Source organism: Veillonella sp. 6_1_27 (genome assembly GCF_000163735.1).
Lineage (GTDB): Bacteria > Bacillota > Negativicutes > Veillonellales > Veillonellaceae > Veillonella > Veillonella parvula_A.
Window position 1 is genome coordinate 577,353 of sequence record NZ_GG770215.1, and the last position, 16,452, is coordinate 593,804.

Annotated in this window: 15 protein-coding genes and 1 riboswitch; of the genes, 4 read left to right on the forward strand and 11 right to left on the reverse strand. The window is 33.4% G+C overall.

Going from position 1 to position 16,452, the window contains the following annotated elements; all coding sequences use genetic code 11:
• The first annotated feature begins 203 nt into the window (after positions 1 to 203).
• Both HMPREF0874_RS10160 and HMPREF0874_RS02755 read left to right on the forward strand, forming a co-directional pair.
• Positions 204 to 254 carry a hypothetical protein gene (locus HMPREF0874_RS10160; RefSeq protein WP_353511575.1) on the forward strand — a complete coding sequence of 17 codons (51 nt, stop codon included), beginning with the start codon at positions 204 to 206 and terminating at the stop codon, positions 252 to 254.
• A 273-nt stretch (positions 255 to 527) separates the two neighbouring features.
• A riboswitch (ZMP/ZTP riboswitch) is annotated at positions 528 to 615 on the forward strand.
• A gap of 89 nt (positions 616 to 704) precedes the next feature.
• The gene (locus HMPREF0874_RS02755; RefSeq protein WP_008601292.1) at positions 705 to 1,916 is read left to right on the forward strand and encodes an OFA family MFS transporter; all 1,212 of its coding nucleotides are present in this window, start codon (positions 705 to 707) and stop codon (positions 1,914 to 1,916) included.
• A 272-nt stretch (positions 1,917 to 2,188) separates the two neighbouring features.
• On the opposite strand, the gene HMPREF0874_RS02760 is transcribed toward HMPREF0874_RS02755, so the two are convergent.
• The 6 genes from HMPREF0874_RS02760 to HMPREF0874_RS02785 form a co-directional block, all read right to left on the reverse strand.
• Positions 2,189 to 5,527 carry an ATP-binding protein gene (locus HMPREF0874_RS02760; RefSeq protein WP_008601294.1) on the reverse strand — a complete coding sequence of 1,113 codons (3,339 nt, stop codon included), beginning with the start codon at positions 5,525 to 5,527 and terminating at the stop codon, positions 2,189 to 2,191.
• Positions 5,528 to 5,834: 307 nt separating this feature from the next.
• Entirely contained in the window at positions 5,835 to 6,779 is a 945-nt protein-coding gene (locus HMPREF0874_RS02765; RefSeq protein ID WP_008601297.1) for a DUF4268 domain-containing protein, read from the reverse strand.
• A gap of 35 nt (positions 6,780 to 6,814) precedes the next feature.
• Positions 6,815 to 7,513 (reverse strand): hypothetical protein, encoded by a 699-nt coding sequence (locus tag HMPREF0874_RS02770; protein WP_039965018.1) that lies wholly within the window; start codon positions 7,511 to 7,513, stop codon positions 6,815 to 6,817.
• Between the two features lie 102 nt (positions 7,514 to 7,615).
• Complete coding sequence (locus HMPREF0874_RS02775; protein ID WP_008601301.1) at positions 7,616 to 9,157, reverse strand: protein kinase; 1,542 nt, start codon at positions 9,155 to 9,157, stop codon at positions 7,616 to 7,618.
• 142 nt (positions 9,158 to 9,299) lie between these two features.
• Positions 9,300 to 9,788: a type I restriction-modification system subunit M N-terminal domain-containing protein gene (locus HMPREF0874_RS10110; RefSeq protein WP_008601302.1), complete on the reverse strand. Its 489-nt coding sequence runs from the start codon at positions 9,786 to 9,788 to the stop codon at positions 9,300 to 9,302.
• A gap of 182 nt (positions 9,789 to 9,970) precedes the next feature.
• Positions 9,971 to 11,191, reverse strand: coding sequence for a hypothetical protein (locus HMPREF0874_RS02785; RefSeq protein WP_008601304.1), 1,221 nt, complete (start codon positions 11,189 to 11,191; stop codon positions 9,971 to 9,973).
• A 111-nt stretch (positions 11,192 to 11,302) separates the two neighbouring features.
• Between HMPREF0874_RS02785 and HMPREF0874_RS02790 the strand changes: the two genes are divergently transcribed.
• Positions 11,303 to 11,539: a hypothetical protein gene (locus tag HMPREF0874_RS02790; RefSeq protein ID WP_038125447.1), complete on the forward strand. Its 237-nt coding sequence runs from the start codon at positions 11,303 to 11,305 to the stop codon at positions 11,537 to 11,539.
• A gap of 122 nt (positions 11,540 to 11,661) precedes the next feature.
• Here HMPREF0874_RS02790 and HMPREF0874_RS02795 read toward each other — a convergent pair whose 3' ends face one another.
• The 5 genes from HMPREF0874_RS02795 to infC form a co-directional block, all read right to left on the reverse strand.
• Complete coding sequence (locus tag HMPREF0874_RS02795; protein ID WP_038125449.1) at positions 11,662 to 12,303, reverse strand: PdaC/SigV domain-containing protein; 642 nt, start codon at positions 12,301 to 12,303, stop codon at positions 11,662 to 11,664.
• A 267-nt stretch (positions 12,304 to 12,570) separates the two neighbouring features.
• Positions 12,571 to 13,125 (reverse strand): hypothetical protein, encoded by a 555-nt coding sequence (locus tag HMPREF0874_RS02800; protein WP_008601308.1) that lies wholly within the window; start codon positions 13,123 to 13,125, stop codon positions 12,571 to 12,573.
• Between the two features lie 142 nt (positions 13,126 to 13,267).
• Positions 13,268 to 13,618 (reverse strand): 50S ribosomal protein L20, encoded by a 351-nt coding sequence (rplT, locus tag HMPREF0874_RS02805; protein ID WP_004696335.1) that lies wholly within the window; start codon positions 13,616 to 13,618, stop codon positions 13,268 to 13,270.
• 46 nt (positions 13,619 to 13,664) lie between these two features.
• Entirely contained in the window at positions 13,665 to 13,862 is a 198-nt protein-coding gene (gene rpmI, locus HMPREF0874_RS02810; RefSeq protein WP_004696338.1) for a 50S ribosomal protein L35, read from the reverse strand.
• 20 nt (positions 13,863 to 13,882) lie between these two features.
• The gene (gene infC, locus HMPREF0874_RS02815; RefSeq protein WP_008601314.1) at positions 13,883 to 14,401 is read right to left on the reverse strand and encodes a translation initiation factor IF-3; all 519 of its coding nucleotides are present in this window, start codon (positions 14,399 to 14,401) and stop codon (positions 13,883 to 13,885) included.
• Between the two features lie 464 nt (positions 14,402 to 14,865).
• Here infC and HMPREF0874_RS02820 point away from each other — a divergent pair, with 464 nt between their 5' ends.
• On the forward strand, positions 14,866 to 16,359 hold the full coding sequence (locus HMPREF0874_RS02820) for a DASS family sodium-coupled anion symporter (protein WP_008601316.1): 1,494 nt from the start codon (positions 14,866 to 14,868) through the stop codon (positions 16,357 to 16,359).
• Positions 16,360 to 16,452 lie beyond the last annotated feature (93 nt).

A 16,452-nucleotide genomic window follows, 5' to 3' on the forward strand; every position in this document is an offset into this window, starting at 1 on the left:
AATTTATCTATCCTATAATAATAATTACAAAGCGAAAAAGGTTCCTATTGGTCACCTAGGTGACTATTAGGAACCTCTAATCTATTTACTTTTATTATCCACAACACTATATTGAACTTGAGGCCTCTAAATGGGGCCAGCCTTTGCTAATCTTCTAGAGATTGGCGGTGATCAATATGAGTACATTCAAAGTGTTATCATTAATGATTTCCTTTGGCATACTTGTGGCGACCATTATCATGGCAGCTAAATGAATTGACATCTAGCAAAAGTTAGCTTTTCACAGAATTAGGCTATGAAAAAAGGCCCGACTGTGAAGTCAGACCGTTTCTTCAACATTAAATTCTAGAAGCGAAGTCTGGCGACCAAACCATTTATGCCTCACTTTGATATAAATTATATCATATCTAAACAAGGAAAGAAATCCAAAGATTTCTTTCCTTGTTTTCAATTATAAATCATCATAATGCATACGATAGTGACTTAGATCACCGACAAGATGTCCTTTCAATTGCTATATTTGTAATATATTCCTACTGGGCTGACGGATACGTAGAATTGACTACATGCACAGTAGCACACATCGTGTGATAGCCGACCGTCTGGGCAAGCTTTTGTTCAGATGGTCTTTTTTATTGCCTTCTCGTAACAAATGCTTCTTTATCTATATCTGAGTATCTCACCTATATGAAAGGAGTTTTCTTATGAGAAATCGTTGGTTTATTGCATTAGCAGCCATTGGTTTGCACATATCCATTGGTAGCGTATATGCATGGAGTGTACTCACACGTCCTATTATGGCAGATATGGGTTTTACTTTATCGCAAACAACATGGACATTCTCGTTAGCCATTTTAATGCTCGGACTATCTGCGGGCTTTCTTGGCTCCTTTGCAGAAAAAATTGGCCCTAAGAAAAGTGGACTTCTCGCTATGTTATTCTGGGTAACCGGATTATTGGGTACGGCCTATGCACTTAGCATACACAATCTTACCTTACTCTATCTCTTCTACGGCATCATCGGTGGCATTGGACTAGGCATTGGTTATATAACACCAGTTTCTACGCTCGTGAAATACTTTCCAAATCGCCCAGGATTTGCTACTGGTTTAGCTATTATGGGTTTTGGATTTGCTTCTCTCATTGCAGGGCCTCTTATGCAATTCCTCGTAGCTCAATTTGGATTGGTAAATAACTTCATTATCCTCGGTGTAATCTATCTAGTGATTATGGGTGCCTCTTCGCTCTATTTGAAAGCACCTCAACAAAAACACTCAACTCGAACTACGAAAGATAAATCTACCATGTACGTTCATACCCATGGCATGCTAGCCAATGATGCCATGAAAACTTGGCAATTCGGTGCCCTTTGGTGGGTATTCTTTATTAATATTACCTGTGGTATAGGTCTACTATCCTTAGCATCACCTATGGCGCAAGAAGCCATTGGTATGACACCTACAGCAGCTGCATCACTGGTTGGTATCATCGGTATCTTCAATGGCGGGGGTCGCATTGCATGGTCTACGATCTCCGATTACCTTGGACGAGCAAAAACTTACATACTTTTCTTTATTATAGAAATCGTCGCATTCTATTTACTCGCCCAAACCAATAGCGCCCTAACATTCCAAATTTTAATTCTTCTCATTATCACCTGCTATGGTGGCGGGTTCTCCTGTATGCCAGCATATCTTGCAGATCTCTACGGTATACGCCAACTTTCTACCATTCATGGTCGTATTCTAACTGCTTGGGGATTAGCGGGCATCACAGGCCCTATGCTCGTATCATACTTTCACGAAGCAGGATATGGCTATACTACTGCTTTAGAATGTTTTGCCGCTCTATTTGTGTTAAATACAATTATTGCTATAGTCCTAAAAATATACGGAAAACGAGAATTACACAACTAATAACTCCATTTAAGCATGGAGAAACGGCCTGACATGATGTCAGACCGTTTTTTCAATTATAAATACTAGAAGCGAAGTCTGGCGACCAAACCATTTATGCCTCACTTGGATATAAACTATATCATATCTGGACAAGGAAAGGAGTCTAAGGATTTCTTTCCTTGTTTTCTTTTATAAACCTTTATTGTACATATAAATTCTTTATAGAAACATCTATAGTAACCTATGCCTTATAATCTAGTAATCTACTATAGTCATTGCAATTTATTCGCTTAAAAATCCTCTAAAGTATATATAGGCAAGTACCTTTGGGCAAATGCAAGATTTTTATTGAGTTCAGCCCATTTCGGAGCATCACCAATAACATAGATATACTCCCTTGCTCTTGTAAAGGCTACATTTACATTGTTAGCGTTAACCCATTTAATAGCCCCATTAGCCGTGCCATCGCTTTGACAGCCTAACATATAAATAACGACTTTAGCCTCTTTACCTTGGAAGGTATGTACAGTCCCTATATTATCATCTAACCAATCTTTCTTATTATCCTCCTTGGTCCAATTCACAATATCATTACTAAGGGATCCCATATACTTTTTAAACCCATATGCAACACTAGTAAATGGTGTAATGATAAAAATATCTTTAAACTCCACATTTCTTGCTCGTAACTTTTGAATCAGTTCAAAAGCAATTTGGCCTTGTACTTGTATATATCGATCTTTACCCATAGTAGATTCAATATTACTTGTATCATATGTTATCCAACAGCTCTCTTTGCATGGCTCAATAGACTCTTTAGGCTCCATGGTCTTATTAATCATAAAGCCACCATAAGATAACTCATTAGCTACTGTAAACATAGGATTCTTACAGCGTCTATGAATAACGAGCGGGCAACCGACCCAAGATTCGGAACCATCAAGATTTTTGATAATGCCTGCAAATGGATTTTGTGCATCAGCTAAGCTTTGTACAGATAGCTCTTTACTCCGATATTTACCAATACCTTCGCCACCAATTTTTTCTACAAACAAATCCTGTACAGTTTGTACAGGTTCAATCTGTTTAGGATCACCAACTACTACGGCCTTCTGCGCACGGAACAATGCCCCTACAAGCATATGAGGTGACGCCTGCCCTGCCTCATCAATAATAATGGTACCTAACGAGCTTTCAGATTTACAATTAATCAAAAATCTCTCCACAGCAGCAAAGGTGGAGGAAATAACTGGTACTGCAATCATCAAGGAATTAAGTAATGCAGGGAATATGGCATCAAGGTCAAAATTTTTCTGTAAATTTTTCCTATCATTTAATGAGCCCCAATACTGACTAAGTAATTGCATATTTTTTCTGAAAGCATCACTCATAACAACAGTCTTTTGTACTTGTAAGGCATTGTATAACAAACGTTCTCTACATTCATTTAAGTAGTTACACACATATAAGAACGCTGTATGGGCCTCTGCTCGGTCCTCATCAGGTGACATTAACTTTGATGCTATATCATCAAAACAATGTATCGTGTCTTTATTATCAGTTTTTAATATACCTAAAATATCTTGCTGTGTATGTTCTGCATTTTGGACAGTACCATCAAGTTCTTTAATATCAGATAATAGACCATCTTTCGTATTGATTATAAATTCACGCTCATTAACCAATTTGTGTAATGCATCTAATTCACTTTTAACATTTTGAAGTTTTGTAGTCTCGTCTTCAATAACTGATAACAATGCAGCATTACTCATGGCTTCTAAAATAGACCAGCTAGTAGCACTCCAAATCTTATCAATAATAGAACGTTTGCTGTTCAACTCTATTAATTTAGACTCAATACTATTTTTACGCTCTATCAACTTCAACAAATTATCATCTAAATCATAATACTTACTTAATTGTTCATTGATTACAAGAACTTCCTCTTTTAATTTATCGATTTTACCCTTTAATTCTTGAATCAAATGAATATTCTCTTCATAGGCTGTTACATAAGTAAATAATGCTTTTACAAGATTATGTTGAGCCTGAAACTGTTTCTTGGCACTTTCAAAAGCATCTTGAGCACTAGGCATACGCATAATAGAGGACATATCTGAGGATAATACATCTAATACTGGCATAAATGTGTTTATATTAGACTTCTTACCAAGTCTCGCAGAAATTAAGCCCCATTGTTCATTACTCTCTGCTAAACGATCTGCTAAAAAGGTAAAATATACCTCATTAGATTTAACAAATTGATACTTCTTATCCTTAGCAAAATAAGATAAATCAACCTGTTGATTGGAGGAATCTGGATGAAATAATGTAGACCCATCAGTCCCCTCTTCCACAGAGGAAATATTTGGCAATTCTAATGTAATATTTTCAACGGCCTTATTATTTGATGAAAGCACCAGCATGCCATATAATGCAATATCACTAGGTATATCATAGTAAAAAGAGATCCCATCTCGGCCCACAACCTTTTTGAAGATATCATTTACATGATTACTTTCACAAAACTTAGCAGCACGTTCAACAATATTACTAGCAATGATATCCTTCAATAACGTAGTTTTTCCTGTACCAGGAGGCCCATTAACAGAAAAGACGTCTTTAGGATTCTCCTTAGCAATATTAACAGCAATTTGCTGCATAAAGGATAAGTTAAACTTTGAAGGCCATCTACCATATGGTAATACCTTCGGATTATACCATTTACGCATCTGCTTAGTATCTTTCAACAAATCATAATGCTCAATATCCTGATTAAGACTATTGATATAAGACAATACCTTATTATTATCCTTTAATGTATCGATGCGCTGTAAGACCAACTGTAAATCATCAAGGAAAAAGCTAGATTTTAAAACATTTACAGGCATTGTATCAGCTTTAACAAGCTGAATCTCCTCGACCGTAAAGCCACAATAGCCATAAACATCGCCAGCACGGAACATGGTAACGCCCATAGGCTCCAAGATATGCTTTTGTATATACACATTGATCACATGTGCAGCCTCATCAAGGGATATCTTTTCTTCAGGAAGATTAAAACCATCCTCAATTTCTTTAACAACTTCATCCCAGCCATCTAACTTAATATCTTTAAACTCCACATCAGGCTGAAACATCATTTGATAAATTACCCAAATAAAAGGAGCAATTTGTAGACTGCCCTCTTTATAGTATCCCTCCGCATCAACGATAAATGATGCACTATACACATTTCCTAAATATGGTTTTTCAGGATATTCAATTTCTAATTTATCAATGAAAGCCTCTAATATTTCAGTCCCTTTAACTACACATAACAGAACAGCATGTTCATCGTCTAAAACATATTCCTTTTCATCCTTAAAATATTTAATCTCATCAATAATAGAGTAATTATAAGGATCATTTGGTAAGGGTACTACATACGTAGAAACACGTGAATTAGTTCTTTTCCAATAAGATTTTATTACAGACTGTTGATAAATAGTAGTTGTATCATTCTCAGTAGTAAATACAAGCTCATTAACATACTTCTTAGAAATTGCTTTATACTTAGGAACCTCTTTCGGTTGCAAACATTCAAGTGAATACCAATACTTTATAATTTGCTTTGCAGTATCTTTCATCTATACCTACCCTCTCATTAGACTAATGAAACTATTATATAAGTAAAATAAAGAGATTTCATGAAAATAAAATAAAAACAGTCCACCCGTAAAGCCAGACTGTTTCTTAAAGATGTTACAACATTAATAATACTTAATGTTTCTCATAAATTTTTAAAGGTACTATATTATTTAGTTGCTATGGTTCTAAATGCACTATTATTTTTCTTTTATCTAATTTAAATTCACCAACTAAACTACAATCATGTAACCTATTTAATAAGAATAGCCAAAATAGAGTTAAATAATATTGAAACTATTTTGAAATCTACATATTCCCTATTTTTTTTAAATATTTAATATAAATATCCTTTAAGCGAACTATATTCTCTAAAGTATCGTGCATCAAATCGTCATAATTACTATCATCATCAAAATTTAATCCCGGTATCTCTAAAATAACTTCTGATTGTTTTAAACTATCAATGTTTTTCCATATTAAGGGATACATTACATCTTTTTCAATATCATCCTTAAATTTTTCAAGTAACTGATATAGATTTTTATTATCACGAATACATAGGGCTATTCTAATACAATGTGCTTTATCAGTAAGTTTTATCTCCATACGAACATTACTTACACCAAGAGATATAGACATTCTATCCTTAGTATTTGCTTTTCTATTTTTTAATATTAAAGATTGAGTAGAACTATATTCTATAAAACGAGACCAAAAGTCATATCGAGCAGCTTGTGAACGATTTAATGTTTTATTTCTAGATTTCATATTTCCATTTTTAATAAAATCATTTGGCATTTGTACAATTTCAAATTTAGGAGCTGGCAAAGAGTCCCCGATTCGATAAGCCTTTAATTCAATTAAAAAGAAATTAATATCATTCTCAGTATTATTATTTAACCATTCAATAGCACTCTTATGTTCTGAACGTGCATTTGTAACAATCCAAATAATTTTTGAAGCATCTAATCCTGATGCATAAGTTATAATTTTTCCTAAATGATCATGGTTAGAACTTTCTAGTTGATTTTCAATAATAACAATTTTACCTTCATTATTATCATCCTTAGCTACAATATCACATCTATATGAGCCTACAAACTGTTCAGTTTCTATACCAGTAAAGGCTATCCCCAAATCTTCTCCTAAAATTGATAGATTTTCTTCTTTTGCAAGCCATGATGAAAAATCATATTGCTCATGAGCCCATAAATCCCGCACAGGAACAGCTTCCAGTTTCCCTATATTCATAAATCTCCCCTTAAATAACTACCACTCAATTGAACTTATAACAAGTCAATCTCTAATGCTTTTCTTAGTAAAGATACTAATTCTTCATATAATACTGTAGCTTCATCCAAATTACTTTGAATATCTTGGATTAAATTATGATTATCATAACTTAATCCTCTAATTTCATCCAATAGTGTTTCTTTATAAATTAATATACTATTTAATTTAAGGGTAAACTCAAATAAAGCTTTGAAATCTTCTTCCTTTATATATAGTCGAACATATAGCAAGTGTTTTTTCAATTTATTAATTGAATTATAAGCACTTAAACATTTGCTGCGATTATACCAATACACTACCTCTTTTAATGCTCTAGTCTTATTTAGTTCCCATTGATTTATTATATAAATTTTATCATTTTCATCTAATGAGATTTTATCTAAATAGTCAGAAATTTCCTGTTTAGTGTATCTAGAAAAATCAGGATGTTCTTGAATCGGTGAAGCAATATTACTCACAAAACTATAAGCTTGTACCATACATTGATTAACTTTTATGATTCGCTTATGTTTTAGTTCTATATAAATACGATAACTAGTTAAATTATGTTCAAAAGAGTATTTTAATTTTTCAAGTTCAGAATTCCACTTCTTTTGTTTTTTAAATTTATAGATAGTAAAAATTATTGTACATATAGAAAATAAAATAGATGCGTTATATGATATATCTGAAATAACACCAACAGCTTCCATGGCCCCTCCTAACATATAAAAATTATCAGTTCTATAATACCAAATAAAAAAACTATCTTATTAAAATATTCCTAAAACGCTTTTATAAAAGTAGTACATTTTTTATAGATAATGATAAAAATCTTTTGGCTTATATTTATTTATTTCACGTAAATAAGTGTCAAGAATACCAATATCAATTTTACAGTTTTGAAGTTTATCTAAACAATCGATGTTATCATTGAATAATGCTGCTGACAATCTAGGGGCAATAACAATATTCTTTCCACATGGTAATAACCGTTCGTATGTAAGCACATCAATAATTGGAACCGGAATACTACCAGGACCTAGTTCTAAAAATCCACTATAGGTTTCTTCTGTTTTTACATGATACTTACCATTGACTATTGACATAGAAGAACTTTCATCACCATTTATTAAATAAAATGGAAGTTGTTCAGCATCTAACCAAATAATAGAGTTATAGTCTGATGGAGAAGCAAATAACCATATCCCCTTTAGCCTAAATTCAATAATATTACTTTGTGATACTTGAATTTGAATGATATTATCTGATTTCTTATATCTAATCCCTATCAGCTCTTGATCCCAATAACCTGTACTAAACCAAATGTTATTCTGCTTTTTATATTGATCTTTAATAAATATATCTATCATTTGAATAATTCTATCAATATAATCAGAGCTATCAACATAAACTATCTTATTGTCAGCATGTGGATAACATCTACGTATTAATACAGTATATTCTTGATTTAAATCAATCGCTTTTTCAGCAAACTTTATACGTTCTTCATTTAATTTATATTCTTTATAATCTTGATCTATTGTATTTATTAAAGCTTCTAACTCCTCAATAGAATTAGGTCTCTCTTGTGGATCATATGCTAAGAAAGCATGTAATAATGGTTTAATTCTGTGATTTTTGTAATCCTTTATTGTAATCGTTCCTTCATATGTATGTTTCTCTAAAATCCAAAATAAAATTTGTCCAATAGCATACATATCCGAGGCTATACTACTTGATGCCTCAGGTTCTTTTTGTTCAGGAGCAGAAAACCTATAATTTGCCATTCGATCATGGTCTTTAGTTAGCTCACTATCTATAAATTTAGCAATACCAAAATCAGCTAAATAAAAACGCTCTTTTTCATCTATTAATATATTTTCAGGTTTTAAATCTCGATGAGTAATTTGATATCTATAAAGTGGTCTTAATGCATTCATAAAGAAACCTAAGATTTGCTCAAAAAGATTTTCCCTATCACCAGTATAATGGTCCATATAAGATTTAAGAGTTTCTTTATAATGTTTCATAATATAAAAGTAAAATTTATGCTCATTAAACTCAATACATTCAAAATTAATATAGGTAGCAATACCCATCTTTTCATGATTTTCTAAATACTGTATCTTAAAATATTCATTTTTAAATCTAATTTCATCTCTACTTTCTAGCTCCTTATTAAAAAATTTAATTACTACATCAAAATCTTTATATTTACCAGAATAAACTAATCCACTTCCACCTTGTCCTAATTGATTCAAGTCAGTGATTGTGCCCCAATTCAAATTTAATCTTTTATTATTAGCTTTAATAAATTCACTAATCTCTTTTGAATAATTATGTTTTAATGTCATCTTAATACCTTTACATTTATAATATTTATAAAAAATAGTATTAGACACAATATGGTGTCTAATACTATTTTTTAACTTTCCTGACCATATATGGACAAAACTACTAATATTTTATTATTTAACCAATGTTAATTAAACTCTATTATTTCAACTCATCTCTCAATGGAATAACTTCTTCAAACAAACACACTTTCCATGCTTCTATCATATGTTGAGGGTATGAAAATGGATCGGAATCAGGGTGTTGTTGTACATATACGGGATAGTCAGCACTACCTACTATACGATTTTTGTTATATATATCCTCACCAGCTGTAGATTGATTTACAGATACCATGAGTTCATCTACATCAACACACCACATTGAAGCAAAGTCTTCAACAATAGAATCATATGCCTTAGTAAAGTATTCTCGTTTAATTTTCAATAAATTACTATCTTTATCTATTACATGTGTATCAATATCATCAAGAGATTTATAAGCTTTAACAACTGTCGATTCCAATAATTTATCGGATAAATATTTATAGAATATTAATCCCAAGAGATAATCCTTATATTGATCAGCACTCATCTTACCGCATAAACTATCAGCAGCACTAAATAATTTTTGATTTAATTCGGCACCCATAATATCTCCTAACTTTTCATGATTTATTCATAGTAATTAATTTTATTCTACTACAAAAAATGCCACATATAAACACTTTACTAGAGTAATAGTATTTATATGTGGTAAAACTTACATATATATTTTCATAAATTAAATTTAGAATCAAGTCAAGATTATATGTGAGGTTTACTATTTTCCCCTTATTTTACAGATGAGTTTTCATATATACCTTTAGGCATAGCTCCCATTCCAGCTTGGCTTTTAGCGTATTTATCTTTGTCATTTGCATTGTCTACATATTGAACTATATCGCGTAAGTCTTTTGATGGTGTTTTATACTCTAAATCGGCCATTATAAAGTGAGTATATAAATATTTATCATCATATAGTGATTGAATGTACATTCTAGATGCAGATCGTTCAACTTCCATATACATAGCAGGAGTAGCATCATTCCAAACTGTTGCGTATTGAATTGGCTTAAAATCAGAATATGGCTTATACATAATGAAGAATCGTATCAATTTATAATTAATTTGATGATGATTAGCCAACTCTTCCGGTTTTAATTCTCTCACCATGATACCTTCACGATATTTTTTACCATCATAGATATAAATTGCATCATTATCAGGGCCATGATACACTAAATCACTTGATTTTAACGTTTGGAACGTGAATCCATTAATAGTTATTGGTTTTGTTTTTGAAAGTATTTGTTTTGCTGGTTCAATTGAAGGTAGTACATAATTAACTAATGGTGACATTAGCTCTTTATACACGTACTCCTGATCATGTGTCTTTAATAGTTCTAGTTCCTTTTTCTTAATCAAATCATAACTAATATAATAAGACAGCGAAGAATCAGATTTCACACCAAAGTTAATAGCCCCTTCTAAAGCTCCACTTTTAGTCTGCCCAATCTCCCATGTAGCATTTCTAACAGTAGGATACGAGAACGAATTTTCCTTAGCTTGGCTTTCACCACTCTTACGAATAGTATAATGTAGGTTGCCCTCAATTAAACGAAAATTCCCTTTTTTAATATCTGTAGTTAATGGATCCCCTTTTATAGTTTTACCGAACTGGCTACTCTCTGGCAAAGTAAATTTGATATTTGCCCCATTATCCTTAAGAATAAAAACAGAAGAAGACTGTTTTGTAGAATGATACAATTCTTTTGTAAAGTATAGCAACTCATCTAGTGTCCATTTTTTAGACATATTATTAGCATATTCATCTCGTATCTGATTAGCTATAATATTTTCAGTCTTTTGGACTTCATTACCAGTCTTACGATAATTCTGATATGCATCCTTCGATATTGTAGGATCCGCACCTGGTATATTAATATCAATTGCTTGGCTACCTAATGTCACAAAACTAAAACATAGTGCAGCCATTAATGCACGTTTCATCATAAACTCTCATCCTTTCACATAATGTCTCCCCAATATTATATATATAGAATATCATATTTTATTTGACTCATAGTAGTATAATATAAATATAGGAACAAGGAGGTAATTACTATGAAATTTACAAAACGTATACTCATCATGACTGCTTTAGCCGTAACCGCTGTTGTATCTACTGGATTTGCTTACGATTATGTATGCAATAACTCTCAGTACAATTGCAACACTAACACACAATACAACTCCGATAACAATACGAACAATACTAACTATGCACCAGGCACCAATAACAACCAAAATTATTGCGGTCCAAACTCTAATACTAGAGGATGCGGCGGATTTAGAAGATAATATGGTAAATACGATAAAGGCCTATAGTACTAAAAATGTACTATAGGCTTTTGTCGTATATTACAAGAATACTATTTAATTCATCAAAATACAGTTAGGATCAATATAGCAACATACTTTTATCAGGAGTTCATTCTGTTAAAGTATTCAATGGCTTTTGGTGTAAAACCAATATAGGTATTACCAGCTGCGTACGGTCCTAGTTCATATGGTTGGTAAACTAGATCAATGTTCCCCTTACCACGTAAGCAATAGTTATCGGTTACATATTTTACACTCCATCCACTTGGAATATAGCTCTTTATATGATTACCTGTATAATAACTTAATACATGGGATCGTAAACCGTTATCCAATTGTGCTGCATTCGCAATTTTTATATAGTTATATAATGGAATGCGTTGACCTGTTACTTTATTATATACAAGACCTCTTGTATTATACATACCATGAGCAGCTCCGGCGTAGTAATAATAGGTAGTTAGTAGGATTGAAACAACTTGACTATCCTCATAGGTAACCTTATAGTTTTGAGAAACTTGATAAATATGTTGGTTGTAATACATATCCTTTGCTTCGAGTACATAATTTGCAATATCTGTATTAATAACTCTTTGAGCATAAGCATGTTCTGTATAAACTAAAGGATACTTTAAATCTAAATTTACATCTGATTGACTGCCTGTAACAACAGTTGCATACGTTGGTACAGTTAACATAACACCTAACATAGAGGTCATACATAGCTTTTTAAAGATTCCCATAATAATGCCTCCTTTTACAAGCACCTTAAATAGGTTTATTACTATGTTAGTTCTACAAGCTATAATAAAACTCCTCTTTTATATTTTACTTTTTTGATAGTTTATTTCACTTTATAAAACAGCCAAAACGATTTAGTATTTTACACTAAAATATAAATGTAGCTATATCATACTTTTACCATACAAAAAGGACCCTCCAAAGAGAGTCCTTAATCTGTATTATTATGCTATTAAGCGTTTTTAGCTACTTCCATAAACTCATTTATCTTATTTCTTATGAAGAGTCATATTTTCAAAAGCTGTACCATAAGCTTCTTTAAAGATATAATTACCTACAACATATTTAGGATCACGCAAAGCTACATCAACGTATTGTTCTGGAATATTACCGAAATTCCCCAAGGCTACACCTTCATAATTAAAATCTTCCACACTATTTATCGTTAATTTCATACCAGAGCTAGCTTGTTTAGCATATATGAGGAGTGAATAGTCTTGTGCATACTGTGGAGTACGTAATACGCTGGCTACAGAATGGTTTATATCATAACGATAAGTAACTAAAACCTTGTGAATATATGAGTTAGTTCTACGACTATTATTATTTTCAACCTCATATACAACTGCCTGTGCTTTATAAATAAACTGGTTCTCTTCTATTCTTTTAATGGAACTCTTATCTACAAAATACGTAATGGCATTTTTCCCTGTAAGAATAGGAATATTATTCTTATCATTTTTAATAGCTTCCATCGATATGGCTTGGATCTGTAATGGTATTACTATACATGCTAACAATAACATAGAAAATAACTTTTTCATTATTTCAATTCCCCTCTTTCAATATTTATCACACACATTCTATGTATAGGATATCATATTATAAAAATATTGATAATCTATTACTTTCACCACATAAAAAAGGACCCTCTAAAGAGAGTCCTCAGTGTGTATTGTTAAGCTATTAAGCGTTTTTAGCTACTTCAACAAGCTTAGCGAATGCTGCTGCATCGTTAACTGCCAAGTCAGCCAACATTTTACGGTTTACTTCAACGCCTGCTTTAGCTAAACCAGCGATGAAACGGCTGTAAGTTGTACCGTTGATGCGAGCCGCTGCGTTGATACGAGCGATCCACAATTGACGGAATTCGCGTTTTTTCGCACGACGGTCACGACGAGCGTAGTACAACGCTTTCATTACTGTTTCGTTAGCTTTTTTGAACAAACGGGAACGTGTACCACGGTAACCTTTAGCTAATTTTAAAATCTTTTTATGACGTGCATGAGCTGTAACGCCCTTTTTCACTCTTGCCATTGTATATTCCTCCTAAATTACGATGTATCGATCTAATAGTTAACGATTAAGCGTATGGTAAGCATTTAGCTACGCGTTTATGGTCAGCTTTTGCAACCAATGTAGCTTTACGTAAATTACGTTTACGAGCTGGAGATTTTTTCTCAAGAATGTGGCTTTTGAAAGCTTTCGCACGCTTGAATTCACCAGTACCAGTTACTGCGAAACGTTTAGCCGCTGCGCGACGAGTTTTAATTTTTGGCATAATATAATCCTCCCAATACCTTATTTACTTACTAAAATCATGGTCATGTTACGACCTTCTAACTTAGCTGCTTTTTCAATAGACGCCGTTTCTTTGAGTTCATCAGCAAAACGTGTCAATACCGCCATGCCGAGTTCAGGGTGTGAAAGTTCACGACCGCGGAACATGATGGTTACTTTTACCTTATTGCCTTCCGCCAAGAATTTGGATGCATTTTTCATTTTTACGTAAAAGTCATGGTCTTCAATATGTGGACGTAATTTGACTTCTTTCAAAGTTACGATTTTTTGTTTTTTCTTTGCTTCTTTCTCGCGTTTTTGTTGTTCATAACGATATTTACCGTAGTTCATAATGCGAGCTACTGGTGGTTTAGCGTTAGGCGCAATCTCCACAAGATCAAGATGCTGTTCTTCAGCCAATGCCAAAGCCTCACGGCCAGACATAATACCGATTTGTTCGTTTTCAGGACCTACGACACGAAGTTCACGAGCACGAATCTCTTCATTAATGCGTGGTGTATCCTTGCTAATAGCGTTCACCTCCAAGAGAATAAAAAAAACGGACGGCAAACACCATCCGAATAGAATTCTCTATATTAACCTCATACTTCTTGGTATTAGGTGAGTGGCGGATGGCCTCTGCTTCATAAATCACTTAATTATAATAACAAATTAGATAATGAAAGTCAACAACAATCTTAAGTTGCTCTCAGCAATTTATTATTACAACTCTTACAGTATAACAGAGATTATAAGTTCTGTATATAGGTATACTTACTGACACCTATCCCCCTTTATGTATACAATATTTCTATAATATAATTATTAATTCTATAGAAAAAATACGATACAATAATATATATAATATATTCTACCTAAATAGGTATTATCTAAATAGGTATTATCTAACTAGATATTATTTAACTAAACATTATCTAACTAAACATTATCTAACTAGGTATTATACAGTAATAGGTATTACACAAACTGAAAGGGGTTTTATCATGAGTGTAACAACTAGTTCGCCTCCGCAAAAGGCTCGTACAACAGTTCAAAATATTGGCCTTATTCTCGCCTTTATTGTTCTAGGTAGTATTTTATTATTGCCTACGCCAGAAACATTATCTACCGGTGGTCATCGCATGATTGGTGTCCTCGCCTTTGCTATCATCTTGTGGATGACATCGGCTGTATCCTATCCGGTAAGTGCGACCATGATTACGGCACTCACTGCCTTATTACTAGGCTTCTCTCCAAATCCAGAAGCGCTAGCGAAAACTATGGGCACAGCCAATGCCTTGAAACTAATTATTTCAGGTTATTCTTCTCCTGCGATGATTCTCGTGGGTGCCGCTATGTTTATTTCCGTAGCCATGCGCAAAATAGGACTCGATCGTCGCATTGCTATGCTCGTATTATCTAGTGTAGGTACAAAGGTAAGCCGTATCTATTTAGGTGTTATTATTACAGGTCTTATTCTCGCCTTCTTTGTACCAAGTGCAACGGCTCGTATCGCTTGTTTGGCTCCAATTATTATCGGTATCGTCGAAAACTTAGGTATTGAACGTAAAAGCCGTGTAGCAGCCCTGCTCATGGTAGGTGCCGTACAAGCAGATACATTTTGGAATATTATGATTCAAACAGCTGCCGCTCAAAACCTTGTAGCTGTTGGGTTTATGCAAACACAGATGAATACATCTGTAAGTTGGATTGATTGGCTCACAGCAGCTGCACCGTTCTCCATAATTATGGCTATCATTACCTACTTTGTAACGCAAGCTTTTATCAAACCAGAGTTTAAAGAGCTCGTTGGCGGTGATGTACAACTCGCTAAAATGCGTAAAGAAATCGGTCCAATGACATTTGATGAAAAGAAACTATTATGCATCTCCATTGGTTTATTAGCATTGTGGGCCACAGGAGGTAAACTACACTCTATCGATACTACAACAACTACGATTATAGCAATTGCCTTATTCTTCTTCCCTAAAATTGGTATTATGGACTGGAAGTTTGCACAGCCAAATATCGACTGGGGATCGATTGTTATGTTTGGAGCTGGTATAGGACTTGGTTCCGTATTACTTAAAACAAAAGCTGCTACTTGGCTCGCACAGGTATTTGTAAATGCCTTCTCCCTTGAAACGGCAAGTGTGTTCCTTTTGATTGCTATTATGGCTGCCTTTCTGATTTTAATCCATCTTGGATTTGCATCAGCTACAGCTCTCTCGTCTGCCATGATTCCTATCGTAATATCCATCGTTATGGGACATTCCGCAGAAGGACTTAATCCACTTGGCGTAACAATGCTCATGCAATATGCAATCTGCTTCGGTTTAGTATTACCAGTAAACTCACCACAAGGCATGGTAGCTTACGGAACAGATACATTCGACGTAAAAACATTTATGACTACAGGCATTCCATTAACCATCATCGGCTATGTCATGATGCTCGTATTTGCACTGACATACTGGCATTGGATTGGAATTGCGTAAGTCTAAATATTCTAAATAGACCAAACACTCTAAATAATTCTAATATTTTAAATTAAACATACTATAAAAGGCTCTGTCTTATGACAGAGCCTC

Coding starts and splice junctions, on each gene's coding strand:
- HMPREF0874_RS02785 (WP_008601304.1), bottom strand. CDS start 11,191: ATGATGAAACGTGCATTAATGGCTGCACTATGTTTTAGTTTTGTGACA.
- HMPREF0874_RS02800 (WP_008601308.1), bottom strand. CDS start 13,125: ATGAAAAAGTTATTTTCTATGTTATTGTTAGCATGTATAGTAATACCA.
- rpmI (WP_004696338.1), bottom strand. CDS start 13,862: ATGCCAAAAATTAAAACTCGTCGCGCAGCGGCTAAACGTTTCGCAGTA.
- HMPREF0874_RS02795 (WP_038125449.1), bottom strand. CDS start 12,303: ATGGGAATCTTTAAAAAGCTATGTATGACCTCTATGTTAGGTGTTATG.
- HMPREF0874_RS02765 (WP_008601297.1), bottom strand. CDS start 6,779: ATGAATATAGGGAAACTGGAAGCTGTTCCTGTGCGGGATTTATGGGCT.
- HMPREF0874_RS02775 (WP_008601301.1), bottom strand. CDS start 9,157: ATGACATTAAAACATAATTATTCAAAAGAGATTAGTGAATTTATTAAA.
- HMPREF0874_RS10110 (WP_008601302.1), bottom strand. CDS start 9,788: ATGGGTGCCGAATTAAATCAAAAATTATTTAGTGCTGCTGATAGTTTA.
- HMPREF0874_RS02790 (WP_038125447.1), top strand. CDS start 11,303: ATGAAATTTACAAAACGTATACTCATCATGACTGCTTTAGCCGTAACC.
- rplT (WP_004696335.1), bottom strand. CDS start 13,618: ATGGCAAGAGTGAAAAAGGGCGTTACAGCTCATGCACGTCATAAAAAG.
- HMPREF0874_RS02820 (WP_008601316.1), top strand. CDS start 14,866: ATGAGTGTAACAACTAGTTCGCCTCCGCAAAAGGCTCGTACAACAGTT.
- HMPREF0874_RS02755 (WP_008601292.1), top strand. CDS start 705: ATGAGAAATCGTTGGTTTATTGCATTAGCAGCCATTGGTTTGCACATA.
- HMPREF0874_RS02770 (WP_039965018.1), bottom strand. CDS start 7,513: ATGGAAGCTGTTGGTGTTATTTCAGATATATCATATAACGCATCTATT.
- HMPREF0874_RS02760 (WP_008601294.1), bottom strand. CDS start 5,527: ATGAAAGATACTGCAAAGCAAATTATAAAGTATTGGTATTCACTTGAA.